General features: G+C 29.0%; 17 protein-coding genes and 1 pseudogene. 2 read left to right on the forward strand and 16 right to left on the reverse strand.

The features are described 5' to 3' along the window. Positions 1-177 precede the first annotated feature (177 nt). The 12 genes from ACZ41D_RS12530 to ACZ41D_RS12585 form a co-directional block, all read right to left on the reverse strand. The gene (locus ACZ41D_RS12530; protein WP_464151754.1) at positions 178-2,433 is read right to left on the reverse strand and encodes a hypothetical protein; all 2,256 of its coding nucleotides are present in this window, start codon (positions 2,431-2,433) and stop codon (positions 178-180) included. A gap of 102 nt (positions 2,434-2,535) precedes the next feature. After that, entirely contained in the window at positions 2,536-2,829 is a 294-nt protein-coding gene (locus ACZ41D_RS12535) for a WYL domain-containing protein (RefSeq protein ID WP_464151755.1), read from the reverse strand. Positions 2,830-3,973: 1,144 nt separating this feature from the next. After that, positions 3,974-4,171, reverse strand: a complete 198-nt coding sequence (locus ACZ41D_RS12540; RefSeq protein WP_464151756.1) for a YegP family protein — start codon at positions 4,169-4,171, stop codon at positions 3,974-3,976. 250 nt (positions 4,172-4,421) lie between these two features. Then, complete coding sequence (galE, locus tag ACZ41D_RS12545) at positions 4,422-5,435, reverse strand: UDP-glucose 4-epimerase GalE (protein WP_464151757.1); 1,014 nt, start codon at positions 5,433-5,435, stop codon at positions 4,422-4,424. Between the two features lie 197 nt (positions 5,436-5,632). Further along, on the reverse strand, positions 5,633-6,268 hold the full coding sequence (locus ACZ41D_RS12550) for a class II aldolase/adducin family protein (protein ID WP_464151758.1): 636 nt from the start codon (positions 6,266-6,268) through the stop codon (positions 5,633-5,635). Continuing rightward, positions 6,265-7,521 (reverse strand): 3-oxo-tetronate kinase, encoded by a 1,257-nt coding sequence (gene otnK / locus ACZ41D_RS12555; RefSeq protein ID WP_464151759.1) that lies wholly within the window; start codon positions 7,519-7,521, stop codon positions 6,265-6,267. The genes ACZ41D_RS12550 and otnK overlap by 4 nt, the downstream gene beginning before the upstream one ends. A gap of 23 nt (positions 7,522-7,544) precedes the next feature. Continuing rightward, positions 7,545-8,024: a PPC domain-containing DNA-binding protein gene (locus ACZ41D_RS12560; RefSeq protein WP_464151760.1), complete on the reverse strand. Its 480-nt coding sequence runs from the start codon at positions 8,022-8,024 to the stop codon at positions 7,545-7,547. A gap of 25 nt (positions 8,025-8,049) precedes the next feature. Beyond that, positions 8,050-8,496 (reverse strand): PTS sugar transporter subunit IIA, encoded by a 447-nt coding sequence (locus ACZ41D_RS12565; RefSeq protein WP_464151761.1) that lies wholly within the window; start codon positions 8,494-8,496, stop codon positions 8,050-8,052. Between the two features lie 26 nt (positions 8,497-8,522). Beyond that, complete coding sequence (locus ACZ41D_RS12570; protein WP_464151762.1) at positions 8,523-9,359, reverse strand: class II fructose-bisphosphate aldolase; 837 nt, start codon at positions 9,357-9,359, stop codon at positions 8,523-8,525. A gap of 25 nt (positions 9,360-9,384) precedes the next feature. Further along, positions 9,385-10,203: a PTS system mannose/fructose/sorbose family transporter subunit IID gene (locus tag ACZ41D_RS12575; protein ID WP_464151763.1), complete on the reverse strand. Its 819-nt coding sequence runs from the start codon at positions 10,201-10,203 to the stop codon at positions 9,385-9,387. Beyond that, positions 10,196-10,999: a PTS mannose/fructose/sorbose/N-acetylgalactosamine transporter subunit IIC gene (locus ACZ41D_RS12580; RefSeq protein WP_464151764.1), complete on the reverse strand. Its 804-nt coding sequence runs from the start codon at positions 10,997-10,999 to the stop codon at positions 10,196-10,198. The genes ACZ41D_RS12575 and ACZ41D_RS12580 overlap by 8 nt, the downstream gene beginning before the upstream one ends. A 27-nt stretch (positions 11,000-11,026) precedes the next feature. After that, entirely contained in the window at positions 11,027-11,512 is a 486-nt protein-coding gene (locus ACZ41D_RS12585) for a PTS sugar transporter subunit IIB (RefSeq protein ID WP_464151765.1), read from the reverse strand. A 308-nt stretch (positions 11,513-11,820) separates the two neighbouring features. Between ACZ41D_RS12585 and ACZ41D_RS12590 the strand changes: the two genes are divergently transcribed. Together ACZ41D_RS12590 and ACZ41D_RS12595 are read left to right on the forward strand one after the other, a co-directional pair. Further along, positions 11,821-12,054, forward strand: coding sequence for a helix-turn-helix domain-containing protein (locus ACZ41D_RS12590; protein ID WP_464151766.1), 234 nt, complete (start codon positions 11,821-11,823; stop codon positions 12,052-12,054). 295 nt (positions 12,055-12,349) lie between these two features. Beyond that, the gene (locus ACZ41D_RS12595) at positions 12,350-12,484 is read left to right on the forward strand and encodes a hypothetical protein (RefSeq protein WP_464151767.1); all 135 of its coding nucleotides are present in this window, start codon (positions 12,350-12,352) and stop codon (positions 12,482-12,484) included. Between the two features lie 72 nt (positions 12,485-12,556). On the opposite strand, the gene murJ is transcribed toward ACZ41D_RS12595, so the two are convergent. The 4 genes and pseudogenes from murJ to ACZ41D_RS12615 all read right to left on the reverse strand — a co-directional run bounded on the left by murJ (position 12,557) and on the right by ACZ41D_RS12615 (position 15,246). Next, positions 12,557-14,074 (reverse strand): murein biosynthesis integral membrane protein MurJ, encoded by a 1,518-nt coding sequence (murJ, locus tag ACZ41D_RS12600; RefSeq protein ID WP_464151768.1) that lies wholly within the window; start codon positions 14,072-14,074, stop codon positions 12,557-12,559. Between the two features lie 103 nt (positions 14,075-14,177). Continuing rightward, positions 14,178-14,396 carry a nucleotidyl transferase family protein gene (locus ACZ41D_RS12605; RefSeq protein WP_464153145.1) on the reverse strand — a complete coding sequence of 73 codons (219 nt, stop codon included), beginning with the start codon at positions 14,394-14,396 and terminating at the stop codon, positions 14,178-14,180. A 67-nt stretch (positions 14,397-14,463) separates the two neighbouring features. Next, positions 14,464-14,544, reverse strand: a complete 81-nt coding sequence (locus tag ACZ41D_RS12610; protein ID WP_464153146.1) for an adenylyltransferase/cytidyltransferase family protein — start codon at positions 14,542-14,544, stop codon at positions 14,464-14,466. Positions 14,545-14,586: 42 nt separating this feature from the next. Further along, positions 14,587-15,246, reverse strand: a pseudogene (locus ACZ41D_RS12615) (CDP-glycerol glycerophosphotransferase family protein). Positions 15,247-15,248: the final 2 nt, after the last annotated feature.

The raw sequence follows: 15,248 nt of genomic DNA on the forward strand, positions 1-15,248 counted from the left end.
GGTATTCACCCTAACTCATATTAATGTATTTAATAACATTTTTTATAATCTTGTTTTTTTCTATAAATATTTATAACTTTATTATGATTAATTTCTACTTTAACCTTACTGCTCTTATAACTATCTTCTATTATTGTAAGTCTGATATGCAATTTTAATCATATCTTTACATATGAATCATAATCTATCATTCGTTTTTTCTTGCCCTGTTGCAGATAAGCTATAACTTAATTCACAAGTATTTAAATATAAATTCTTAATAGATGAATAAATATTTTTCAAGTATAAATCTCCCATATCTAATATTGGTTCATACATAAACGAATTAATATGTATATTTTCAGCAGTCATCATATTAACCTCTTCCAAAATTTTAATATCTTCAAATGCACTTGAGTATAACTTTTTAAATTCTTTTATTAATCTACGAGTTTGCCTTCCATCAGCAAATGTTATATTATCGCTACAATTTCTTATTTTACTTATCATATACATCTCAGCATATAATCTTGAAGCAATAGATAGTATAATTTTATTTTCTAAATTAACTTCTTCACGGGTTTCATTGTAAATTTTTTCAGCTTCTTCAAAAATAATATCAATTACTTTTCTATCTTTATCTTTATTACTAATTTTTATCCCTGTTCTCCATACACTATTAAATATATTCTCTAAATTCTCTAAAGTAATCTCATAGGTTCTTTCTTTAATATGAAGAAGACTTGTTAATTCATTATATTCATGTGAATTTCCGTTTCTAACATCATCTAAACATTCAATTATATTTCTAACAAAAGGTATAGATGCTATTAGATATCTATTATTGGTTGCTAAACTTTTCTTCCAAAAATTAAATACATTGTTAGTATACTGCCCTTCTACTATTTTAATCACTTCATCATCTCTTAATGTCATATAAACATCTCTACGACTAAAATCAAGTCTACCAGCTACAGTTTTATAAAAATCAAAATTATGAGTTAAAATTATCATCTTAAATTTTCCTGAATCTTTTATTTCTTTTAAATACTCAATAATTGCATATTTATTTCTATAATCAAAAGAATCTGCTATATCATCTATTATTAATAATACTTCTTTCCCAGTTTTCTCTCTTTTTTTTAATTCATAAATCATATTTAGTATATACAATGCTCTTTTTTCACCTGTGCTTAAACACTCCAATAATAAATCCTCTTCTATTTTAGTTTCATTTTTTATATCTCTTTCTTTATAAAAAAAATCTATTGAAGGGCTCTCTTCTTTCAAAATAACATCATTCTTATTCTTAATTTCCATGTCAAAAGGTACAGAGAATCTTCTCTTAAATATTTTCAATACTTCATTCCATTCAGTTTCTTGTGATTTTGCCATATTAATTATTTTTTGTATATCTTTTTTACCTGCATAATACATATCCATTAATTGGTTAAAACTTTCTTCTGCATGCTTAAAATAAGTAAACCATATATTTTTCTTAAAATTTTCAATATCATTGTAAAAAGAAGCAACATTAGGATTTTGCTCAAGTAATTCCCTTAATTTTTCAGTATTTTTATTTTTTGTCAATGCAGCATCAATTTCATTAAATATTTTCTTTAATTCTTCATTATTTAATATTCTTTCTTTTTCTTTATTTATTATCTTATTAAGCTCATCCTTATTATTAATAACTATGCTACCATTTGCCTCCTTAAGATTAATTGAATGGTTCGCTCTAAAAAACCCATTTACATCAAGAGCATTTCCTACTTTATCAGCATTTGTATGGTTAAATACACCTTTTTTTAAATACTTGGATTTTTCTAGCAACTCATTATATTTGCTTATATATTTGTCTAATAATGAAATATCCGTTAAACTTTTTATATCGTTGAGAGCTTTATCATCAAATAGTTCCTTATATTTAGGCAATTTTTCATACTCTGAAGTATTAAAATCTTGTATATGCTCATAAATAAATTCTATAGTTTCAAAAAAATCTTCTTTGAATGCTTCACATATATATTTTTCAATATTCTTTTTTATACCGGATATTTTAGACAATTCCTTTAGTAATGCTTTTTTCTTTTCATCAATATCTTTATATATTTGCAAATACCTATTTCTTAATTCTCTATTAACCAGTAATGATGTATCATTATATTTACTAAATCTTATCCCTTCATCAAAAGGTTTAATTACGAATATTTCATCCTCACTCAACTTTACCTCATCATCTTTAAAAACATTACATATTGTATTTCTGTCTGGATAAATCCTATCCTTAGGTTTCTTACCATTAGAAAGATCCTCAAAAGTTTTAGCAAATGAAGTCTTCATCGTTCCATTTTGAGCATAAATAATACAACCATTACTTCGCTTTAGATTAAACTCATGCTCTAACTTGCCTATACCATAACAATATTCAAGTTTAACTTTTAATTTATCCATAGTAATCCCCCTTAACAAAATGTTAATCATTTTACTTTTAAAATAATTATTAATTAGCCATTATGAATGCTTTATTATTAAGAATAAAAGGGTTACTTAATTTTAAACGTTGCATATAATCTTTTTCATTCTTTTATCATTAGGATTGTACCGTGGTCTTATTTGAATAAATTTACGACCAACTAAGGAAATATCCTGCATCCTATCTTTCCTAAACAATCTCCACCCTACAGGATCTCCAGACGAACTATAACCACCTATTTGATATCCGCTTAATACTAAATTACCTTTTGAATTTTCTCCATAACAAAAAGGTTCTACTATTCTTATACCTCCATCATAATAAAATTGAATAATCTCTCTATTTTTAATTGCTTTACAAATATCAAAACTCATTATACTACCCCCAATAATATTTATTAACCCCTTTATTCCTTTGGATAGCGACTAAATATAACTCTAAAAATATTTCTACATATTTCCTTTAATATAATATTTTTTTTGCAAATATATATAATTCCCTTTAATAAATTTTCGACAATTTTCTGCTATATTTACTTACGTATTTGACCAAAAAAAGGCTAATCCAAATGCTTAGGTTAGCCTAAAATTAGCTTATCTATTATTTTTCAGATTCCTTTTCAATCTTCTCTTAATCGCCATCATTATACTGTATACTTCTTCTATCCTCATAAAATAAATTATGTAAAATATACAAAAACGCCAATTCCTATAACAATGATAAATGATAAATTATCGCTTATTTTATTTAGCTAAGACATGTTGTTTTAATAAATAAAATAGCTACATTCTTTAATCCAAACGGTCCTATATTTTTTCTCAAACTAATAAACAATAATACCGTACAAAATATAGCCAATATACTTGTCGCCAATGAAAGTTACTTTTCTATATTTACAACATCATTTTTTGTAATAATAATATCCATCATCAAATTCAATATAATATTTACTTTCCATTTCACTTTTTTCATAAGCTTTTTTCGATTTATCTACCAATATTCTTAATTCAATTATAAAACGGTTTTTATCTTTACCATCAAAAAATTTTTCCCATATCTCATTTTCAGATACTTTTTTATTTTGTTCTATATATCTGATTATGTCTTCTCTATATTATTTAGCAACCTCAACTTTATTCACCAAACATACTCCTTTCTTAGATATTAAAAATCGATTTTTCCTATTTTAATTTATAAACAAATTTCGACATAGCAATAATGGAAAAATAGGTACAATACTTTTGCAAATGTATCGCACCTGTCTTTTCTCATTTTCCTTAACTTTTTTTAATTTCATATTTATCGCACTCATCATATTCTCTAATTCTTTTACATTCATATTTTTAATATATTATTTATTCATAACTATACTTAATCCCTATGCATAATAAATTTTCCAACTTCCAGCAATTTTATTTTTATAGCTTTCAAATTAATCATATTAAGAGTTTATTTCTATTTTTAAAGGTTGATTGAAGTTGTGCTGTCGCTTTATAAATAAAAAATATATAAAAGTGTTTAATCAGTTAAATCAATAACTTTTGCTATTGGTGCATTTTTCTTAACCGATTCTATCCCATTTTTACAACCTTGTTTATTAACATACATTTCACTTGTTGCTATAACTTGCCCATTTCCAGCTTTTAATACAAAATAATATTGATCATTTGAAGATTTTTTTATTACAAATTTAGGCTCATTCTCAGATAAATACATTTTCAACCCTCCTTTAACAGCTTAGGAAAAATAGATATTAATTATTACAGCACAGCTTCAATCTTCCAATAGAATTATCATATTATTGTCTTTATTCTCTACAAAAAATATATATCCTTTGACAAATTTTCATTTATTCTGTCGATTACATAAAAATTACTCTAGGCCTAAACCTAGAGCTAATTTTAAAAAATTGAGTCTTACCTTATGATTTCTCGATTATTTCTTAATATTTTATTTTTATTCATGCTTAATCATCATATCCATTAGGATTATTCTTCTGCCAATTCCATGAATCTCTACACATATCCTCAAGGCTTTTCTCTGCTTTCCATCCGAGCTCTTTGTAAGCTTTAGTAGTATCTGCAAAACTTTTATCTATATCTCCAGGTCTTCTATCCGTAATAATATAAGGTATCTTTTTACCTGTAACTTTTTCAAAATTTTTCACTATATCAAAAACGCTATATCCTACGCCAGTCCCTAGATTATATACATTTATGCCTTTTGTAGACATTATTTTTTCAAGAGCTTTTAAATGTCCTTTAGCTAAGTCTACTACATGTATATAATCCCTTACTCCTGTACCATCGTGAGTATCATAATCATTTCCAAAAACACTAAGTTTTTCTCTCTTGCCTATTGCTACTTGAGTAATATATGGCACTAAGTTATTCGGTATACCATTGGGGTCTTCTCCTATTCTTCCGCTTTCATGAGCTCCTATTGGATTAAAATATCTAAGAAGTGCTATGCTCCAGTCGTTATCGGAAATATATACGTCCTTTAATATTTCTTCTATCATAAGTTTTGTACGACCATAGGGATTTGTAGCACTCAGTGGAAAATCTTCTGTTATAGGTACACTTTTTGGTTTACCATATACAGTAGCAGATGAACTGAATACCATTTTCTTTACACCATATTTTTTCATAACTTCACATAACACAAGAGTACCAGTTACATTGTTATGATAGTACTTAAGAGGAATTTCTACAGACTCACCTACTGCTTTAAGTCCTGCAAAATGTATAACAGCTTCTATATTATTTTGTATAAACACTTTTTCAAGTTCTTCTTTATCTAAAATATCTACTTCATAAAACTTAAAATCCTTTTTTGTTATTTCTTTTATACGGTTTAAAACTTCCGGTTTACTATTGGAAAAATTGTCAACTACAACAATATCATATCCTGCATCTAGAAGTTCTACACAAGTATGACTTCCTATGTAACCTGCTCCTCCTGTTATTAATATAGGCATATTCTTTCCTCCATTTTGTAATATTTTTTGTAGCTCATTGTGCAATTTTATAAGTTGTATAAATACTAAAATTGAAAAATCTACTCTGCTTCAATAATAACAATCTCGAAACTTTTTGTAAAGATATTATAAATAGCTTAAATTTTTAAATCCTTAATGGGTTGTTGTAAATAAGAAATTATGGAGGGTTTTTACTATTATGGTTTTGTTATTTTAGACAAGAAAGCATTAACTCCTTTCCTGGAATTCCTTAGTAGCCATGCAATTTTGGCACTGGTTTCAAACTCTTCTATCAGGTAAAATGCTTCCATAAGATTAGTACTTGTAACAACAGGTCCATGATTCATTAATAAATAAACTCCTTCATCCTCAACTCTATCTTCAAATAACGAAAACAAAACCTCAGTACCTGGTGGTGCAAAAGGGATGATAATTATTTTATTAGTCAATATCCTTAAATATGGAGTGTAATAAAATAATTGATCTATATCCTTTTCTATATCTTTAAGACAAGACCACATAGTACAGTACATACTATGGGTATGAATAACTGCCATGTTATTATTATTTTTATAAAGAGAGAGATGAATTGGAAACTCTTTACTTGGTTTAATCCCTGTTATAGTTCCATCCATTGAAATACAGCTGAAACTTTCTGGTGTAAGACGTCCAAAACAAGTTCCGCTCCCTGTTATATATATTTTATCTTCGTGCCTAAAGCTCATATTAGCAGATGAACCCGTCACAAAACCTCTATCAAAAAGTGACTTTCCAATCCATATCGCTGTATTTATCTTATCTCTTAATTCTTCTTTTTTCTCATCTATACTCATTTTTCTTTCACAGCCTTTTCAAAAAAATCTTCCGAACCAAAATTCCCTGATTTTAGTACAATTCTCAAGCTAGTATTTTTCACAGGAATTATTTCAGGAACTCCAGGGTCAATAGAACGACCAATATAATATGCATCATAACCTAATTTTAACATAACCGCACCAGAAGTTTCCCCACCTGCTACTACGATACGATTAAAGCCATTTTTTTCTGCAAGCTTACTCAAATCTGCCATAATATTCTCAATGAGTTCTGATTCCTTAGCAAAACTTTCACCTTTATCTAGGATATTTTCTTTTTTATCAACCATGTCACTATAAATCAGAGTAGTCTTCGATTTATTATTTGCTACAAAGCTCCATATATCATTTACAGTCAAGGTATTATTCAGTAGTTTTTTCGAGTCTACTGGATAACTTACCCCTCCTTTTTCCTTAAAATATTTGATTTGAGAGGCAGTTGCTCTAGAACAACTGCCACAAAGTATTATTGATTTATTTTCTGTAGTTTCAGTAGCACTATATTCTACGTTTACATTCCGCTTATTTTCATACAGATGTTTTAGAAGGCCTGATCCACCACTTAAAACATAAAGATTACCAAAGATTTCAGCAATATTTCTGCCATCTTGATCGCATTCATAGTCAGGAATTAAATAAAATCTTTCATTTTCTTTTTTATAAGTTTCTATAATATTTGCTACTTTTGATTTTTCTTTCATTTGTTTTCGTGATAATACAAAGCACGGATATTTGCTTTGATCTCTCATCAATTCTGGAATATAAGAACTCCACATAGGATTTAATGGATGATTTTTCATATGACTATCACTTAGGGGTATTCCATTCACAAATAATATTCCATCTTTTACAGTTCGTCCATTTATAGGTAGAGATGGACAGAGTACTGTATATGAGAGACCTGTAAAGTCCATAAGACTATCAAGCACAGGACCAATATTCCCCTTTTTCCTCGAATCAAATGTAGAACAATATTTAAAATAAACTTGATTTGCATGAATACTTTTAAGCCACTTTAGAGCTTTAATAGACTCTTTGACAGCTTTCTCAGGATTAATACTTCGTGTCTTTAATGCAATTACAACAGCATCACAATTTTTAGGTAGTTCCTTTGGCAATCCTTTATATAATATCGTTCTTAAACCACTTTGAGTAAGAAAAGACGCTGCATCGCTTCCACCCGTAAAATCATCAGCAATTACGCCAATTAATATTGGTGTCAATGATTTCATAATAGTCCTCCTGAAAAAATTGTTTATTCAGCAACAGGATAAAACTGGGTTAATTCAGTTTCCTCATCGTTTTTTCTCAGCATTTTAATTCCTTCTGCCTCCAAAATTACAATATCTACAGTAGTTAATGAAGGATTTTGCCCTTTTACAATATGACCTCCGAAAACCTCACCCTCTTGATTACATAATACTGCGTGAAAATGAATATCATAATTTCCCTCATTTTGGCATACAACTCCTGTTCCATTTAAAAATTCCACTGGTCCATCGCATTTTTTTACATCTCCATAACCTGCCCCCATCTTTGTTTGTGGATTTGGAATCAGATACATATAACCAGCCTTTTCTAAACTACCAAAACATGATACATAAGCATATTTGATATTATTCTTTTTACAAATTTCTTCTATCCCTTCAATTAAATCACTTCCTGGTAAAATCCTTGCTGCTACAAATTTACCTACTTTACCACAAGCATCTTGAAATCTTGTTTTATCCATCATTGTTTACCTCCTTACGATTAATAAATTAGAAAAAATTTGATTCGTCTGTTAAATTAACATCATCCCTTGTTTCATATTTGTCATTTACATATATTAACTCATTTCTCGCATTAGATATGACATTTCGTAAAAAATCTTCGTCAATATCTATACCACTAACTTCAGCACTTGTAATCACCTCACATATAATAGGTAGGTTTATACCTGTTATAACATATACGCCGTTTTTTGACATCTGAGTAATACAAGATTGATTGATACTTCCATTAAACCAATCAGTAAAAATAATCAGTTTGTCATTATCATCTGCAGTTGCTATAAAGTTTTTTATTGTTTCTTTAGGGTTTTTATCTTCAGTAAAACCATTAATAGTAATGATTTTATCACTTATGTCTTTTCCCATTAATACTTTAAGACTACTCTTAAAACCTTCTGCTAAATTTCCATGTGTAGCAATGATATATTTAGTCATATTTCCTCCTTATAAAAAATTAATCTTTAAGCTCTATTGTTTTGGCCAAAAAGCATAACATAATGAGCAAGTCTTTCCTTATAACCTTTTATAAAAGTAGGTATAATTTTCCACTTGTCATAATTAGGATCTTTAAAAGCTTCCTCCAATGCTTCTCTGCCAGATTGAATAAGATCTGTAGCAAGGTTTACTTTCTGCACACCCATACGAACGGCCTTTGCAAGATTGTCATCCCCTGTACCACTTCCACCGTGAAGTACAAGTGGAGTATCCCCACATTTGTCAACAATCTTAGCTAGTCTGTCAAAGTCAATATATGGCTTCCCTTTATATCTGCCGTGTGCTGTACCAACTGCAACTGCAAGACAGTCAACACCAGTTTCCTCAATAAATCTGGCTGCTTCATTTGGATCCGTAAGATTGTTAGTTCCGTCTACATCATAGTTATTTCCTTGCCCAACATGTCCTAGTTCAGCTTCTACACTTATTCCCAAAGGCTTACATATACGTACTACTTCTTTTGTTTCTCTTACATTAACCTCATAAGGCTCACTAGAACAATCCACCATAACAGAAGTAAATCCTGAACGAATACCCCGCAAAATATGTTCAAATTGTTTGCCATGATCTAAATTGATAGCAAAAGGAATAGGTGATGACTTGACAAGGTCTATAATCATATGACCAAACCATGGCAAATCTGGATGAATAAACTCGTTAACATCAATTATCATAGGAGCTTTCAACTCCTCTGCTACAGCAATAACAGCCCTTACTGTATCTTCACTTTGTACATTAGGAGCAGTTACCCCATAGCCCTTCTTTTTAGCATCATTTAATATCTCTGCCATTGATACTAACATTGATAAATACCTCCTCATAATCTTTTTAGAACAATCCTATACCTGCACCGAGTATAGAAAATGCTATTATACCTAGCATTAAAATATTGCCATTTATTTTTTTTCGTATGGCTAACATCATTATCAAAGTGAGACAAAGAGGTAAAAATTGAGGCATAATTGCATCAAAAAAACTTTGAAGCGTAACTTCAGCACCAGCTGTCATCCATGATAGCCCAAATTGAAATTTAACAGTTGATGCAGTCATTGCCCCTACCATAAACAATCCAATTATTGTAGCTGCATCTGTAAGCAGTTGTAAAAATCCACTTTCAGCAGCATTGTTTACTAGACGTTCTCCCATGTTATATGATTTATACAATAAATATTTACGAATAGCATAGTTAAATGCATTAAAAATAGCGAAAAATACTAAACCGCCAACCCATGAACCATTCATTGCAAAACTTAACCCAATACTAGCAGCAATAACCCTGATAGTAACTTGAAACATTGCATCGCCAATACCACTCATTGGTCCCATAAGTGCAGCTTTCATAGCATTAATAGAAGCAGGATTAAAGTTGTCACCTCTAGCACATTCTTCTTCCATAGCTGCAAAAATACCAATTCCAACTGTATTCACTTGTGGTGTAATATTATAAAAAACAGTATGTCTTTTCAAAGCTTCGATTTTTTTCTTTTTTTGTTCAGGATTGGGATATAATTTGTCAATTAAAGGATATAACGTGTAAAGTAATCCGTGACCCTGACCTCTAACATTGTTATAAGCCGCACCTACTACCCAGCTTCGTAAAAATATTTGTCTAAGAATACTGTTAGACTTGTTTTTATTCTTACTCATTAAAGAAAACCTCCTCATCATCCTTTAATTCTGAATTTCCCGCAAGAACTCCTTTTTGCTTTAAAGCTTGAAACTTTTGATTATTATATAGATCTGTAAGCATTAGAAAAATACCAATAATAGCTAAACCAATCATAGGTATTTTCAAATATACTACCATTGCAAACCCTAAGAAAAAGTATATTGCTTTTTTATTATCCCAGATCATGCTTAATAAGATACCCAATCCGAGAGCTGGCAGCATTCCTCCAGCTGTTTGCATACCCTTCATGATAAAAGGAGGCAATGAATCAACAAATGCCTGTGTGGCCTCAGCTCCAGCGGTAAGTGCTATAAATATAGTTATAGGTGCAAATGAATATCCTACCATGATATGTCCTATAAATGTAGCACAGTAAGCTTTTCGGTTATCAGTTTCAGCAAACTTGTCCAAAATTGGACACATAAATGCAAAAAATAACCTTGTAACCTGAAGAATAAACAAACCTATAAAGCCCAAAGGTATTGCTAGAGCAATAGCTGCTTCTTGAGGTATCCCCGTCATAACAGATAATGCAACGGCCATAGCAGTTGCATACATTGGATCTGTAGCTTGGGCACCTCCAACTGATACAATCCCTAAATAAATTACTTCTAGCTGAGCTCCAATTAAAGCACCTAATACTGGATTACCTAATATAATGCCTATTGCCGAACCTATCACTATAGGTCGCTCAGCCATACTGTTTGCACCAAATCTATGAAGTAGTAAAAATACCCAATAAACAATAGCAACAAGTAAAGCTTTAGTTACCAATATAAACCCTCCCCATTAAAGTTTTATTTACGATAAAAGCGAAAGTCTCTTTTTTGGATCTGATGGAGTTTTTTGAGTAAATAGTGGAATACCAGTTTTAATAAGATTATTAGTTACTTTTATATCTTCATCATCAAGATAAACCATATTCGATACAGTAAGCTTGTCCTTAACATCAGCTTTTGTAATGCTTCCGTAATTTGCTAAATTAACCTCTCGAATCCCTTGTACACGTTTAACTAGAATAAGTGCATCTTTCGGATTTGAAGTTACTAAGAATATACGCATATTTTTACATCGAGGATCATTTAAAACCCTAATCGAATCTTCTATACCTTTTATTAAACATTTTTGTTCTGCAGGTATTACCATTTTTAATGTCTTTTGTAACATCTCATCCTTTGCAGCAGTATCATTTGCAACAACAATGTGAGTAATTTTTAGCATTTTTAGCCATGTAGCGATAACCTGCCCATGGATTAATCGTTCATCAATACGCAGTGTTACAATCATGTCATCCCTCCTTTGTCTTTTTTTACCTTGATTTGCATTCCGCAAATAGCTATAATATTGTTGTAATAACAAATGAAATTTGGTAAAATGTTATCATAAAGTTTAGTGGTGCAAACTTTATGATAACTTGCTAAGTAATTGTAGCTGATGGTTTTTGCTGTTTCAAAACCTTTGAAACAGCTATGTAAGTTTTTAATTTTAATGTGTTAGAGTTTGTTTATCACCACCTTTTACTCAATATTATACGCGTTATGCGTTCTTTAACTATATAAAATAACGCATTGTGCGTTAAGTCAAGGGGTTTTATTATGTTTTCTAAAAAAATTTTTTCTGAACGTGTAAAAATGCTTCGAAAATCCCATAATCTTAGTCAAGCTGAACTTGCAAAAATTGTAGGCTTTTCAGGAAGCAGTGCTATTGGTGACATTGAAAGAGGTAGGAGAACGACACCTATAGAAAAAATTGTTGCTTTAGCAGACTATTTTGAAGTTTCTATTGATTTTTTAGTAGGTAGAACTGATAATCCTAAGATTAATAGGTGATTTAGAAGTTTGTTCATTTTTTAGAATATTTTCTGTTATTTCTTTTTTAATGTTTACCTATAAAACATATTCCCTCCCCCTTTCTGTTTTTTTAATTCATCTACACCTTTTCACTTTAAATAATCATTTAAATTTTTCATTATTAATTTAATTACAAAACTCTGTTTTTATATTAAACTGTATTATTAGGAATTGAATTAAAAGATTTTTTTGATTCTGACTTATTTCGTGATTTAACTGATTAAAATTACCTATATTTTATATTGTTTATTTTGCAACGTTAGGAAGTTTTTCTATGTTTTCTAAAGAAATTTTTGCTCTTGTAGGACTTTCTGATAATGCTATAAGTGATATTAATTTAGCAGACTATTTTGGTGTGTCTGTGGATTATCTTTTGGGTAGAGCTGATAATCCTGAAGTTAATAGGTGATTAAGGATTTATTAACGAAAAAAACAGGTATAATACTTTTAAAAAGTATTATACCTGTTTTTTTGATTCTCCTTAAATTCTTTTCAATCTCATCTTAATCGCCCTCATCATGCTATCTACTTCTTCTATCTTCATAAAATTAATTATAACAAAATACACTAGTGCACCTATTCCTATAGCAATAATAAGTGATAAATTAGCACTTATTCTATTTAACAAAGTACTATATGATAATCTAGCTATAATTCCCATGATTATAGAAGCACACGCTATTTTAATAAATGAAATAGCTACATTTTTTAATCCAAACGGTCCTATCTTTTTTCTCAAACTTATAAACAATAATACGGTACAGAGTATAGCCGATATACTTGTAGCTAATGCAAGTCCACCTATGCCCAAGTATCTTGATAATACGATATTTAAGATAATATTAATTACTACAGCTATAGCAGCATTTATCATAGGAGTTTTTGTGTCTTGCATAGAATAAAATGCCCTTGATAAAATCTCTCTAAGTCCAAAACCAATCATTCCTATAGAATAAAAGAACAAGGCATAAGATGTCATCGATATAGCCTGTACATCAAAAGCACCTCTGCCAAATAATAACCTAATGATCGGTTCTGCAAAAATCATTGAGCCTACAGTAGCTGGTATAACTAATATATTTATACTACTGATAGATTCTGCAACTGATTTTTTAAGTCCATTCATATTATTTTCTGCAGCCATTTTAGATATTGTAGGATATAAAACTGTAGCAATAGACATTACAAATATACCTTGTACAAATCCATTGAGTCTATTAGCATAGTTAAGAGCAGATATACCACCTACGGATATTTGAGAAGCTATAGTCCTATCTACTAAAACATTGATATCATTAACTGCTGTTCCTATTATTACCGGTAAAGCAATATGTGCCATTCTTTTTATATGTTTATCTTTTATATCGAATACTAATTTATGTCTATATCCTTTTTTTCTTATAAAAGGTATCAATAGTGCAAGCTGAGAAGCAGTAGCTATAACAGTTCCTATTGAAAGAACCAATATATTTGTTTTTGAACTTAAAGCTATGGATAATATTATAAAGAAATTAAGAGGAAATCCTATCAATGCAGGTATAGCATAATTTCCTTTTATTTGTAAAAACCCCTTAAATATATATATGATACCTGTAAAATATATACCTAATAAACTTACTCTTGTAAATCGTATAGCTAATGATAAAGTTTCTCCCTCAAATCCTGAAGCAAAAAGCTTTACTATTTGACCTGTGAATATTAATCCTAGAATAATAATTATTGTACACAGAACTATTAGTATATTTACAAGATTACTAGTATATTTGTTACCTTCTTTTTCTCCATGCTCTTGTATTATATTACTATACATAGGTATATATCCTGTAGAAATACCTGTACCTATAAGTCCAAATATAACTGAAGGAACAGTTAATGATATAATGTAAGCGTCACTTATATTTGAAGCTCCGTAAAAATATGCTAGAGTCATTTCTCTAGCAAAACCAAGTAGTTTTGAAATTATTGTTATTATCATTATCATTATTGCTGTTTTTTTCATTTGATTTACCTCATTGTAATATTAATTATACATAACTTAACAATATGTATATATATAATTCTTAGTTATCTTAAATCTTTAGTAAATGCAATTTCCTTTAATCTTAAATTTGTTTTATTTTAGTAGTAGATATTTCTGAAGTTCTTGGTAAATATACAACTTCACAATAAGCTTTTAAAAAATCAAACTTACCTTTCCAATCATCTCCCATTACAAAAATATCTATTTTAAATTCATTAATATCACTAATTTTTTGTTCCCCAATTTTTTCAGGTATAACTAAATCTACATAACATATAAACTCAATTAACTTATGAAAAATAACATGTTTTACCTTTTATTTTGTTAAATTCATCTGTAGATAAAGCTACTATTAAATAATCATCAAGTTACTTAGCCCGCCTTAAAATATTTATATGACCATAATGTAATAGGTTAAAAATACCATATGTTATCACTTTTTTCATCATTTCATTCCCTAAACCATAAAATATTGTAACTAATTGTCAAAATTATATACCTAAATATTCGATAATTCTTTTTGCACTATTACCATCTTTATATTTATTTGCAATATAATTTACAGTTTTTCTTTCATTATAAAAATTATTTTTACCTTCCTTTAAATCATTAAAAAAACTAATTAATCCATCAATATTCGTAATTTTTTCTCCTAGCATGATTTTATATGGGTAATCTACTACAAATTCTCGTTTGTCTCCATAACTATCTATATCATCTACTGTAAACCCAATAGGTTTTTTGGTTAATAAAAAATCAAAATACACAGAAGAATAATCTGTCAAAAGAGCATCTAATTCACTAAAAATTTGATATAAGTTAACATTTTTCTCTTCCAAATCTTCATTTTTAAAAATTTTAATATTACTATAATTTTAACACAAAATTGCTAAATCCATTTGATTAGGATGAGGCTTAATGATCAATAGAATATTAGAATTATAAAGATAATCATTAAAATATTTTATATTGTCAAAAGTTAAAATTGGGAAATGTATATCAGATTCACTATTTTTCCCATTATTTAAATGAGCTCTCCAAGTAGGTAACCATAATACAATCTTATGGAAGTATTCCTTATGTATACTTAATTTATATAAAACTTCTTCCCTTGAAAAAATAATATCATTTCTAGGATATCCTAATATTATAC

Source organism: Brassicibacter thermophilus (genome assembly GCF_055378355.1).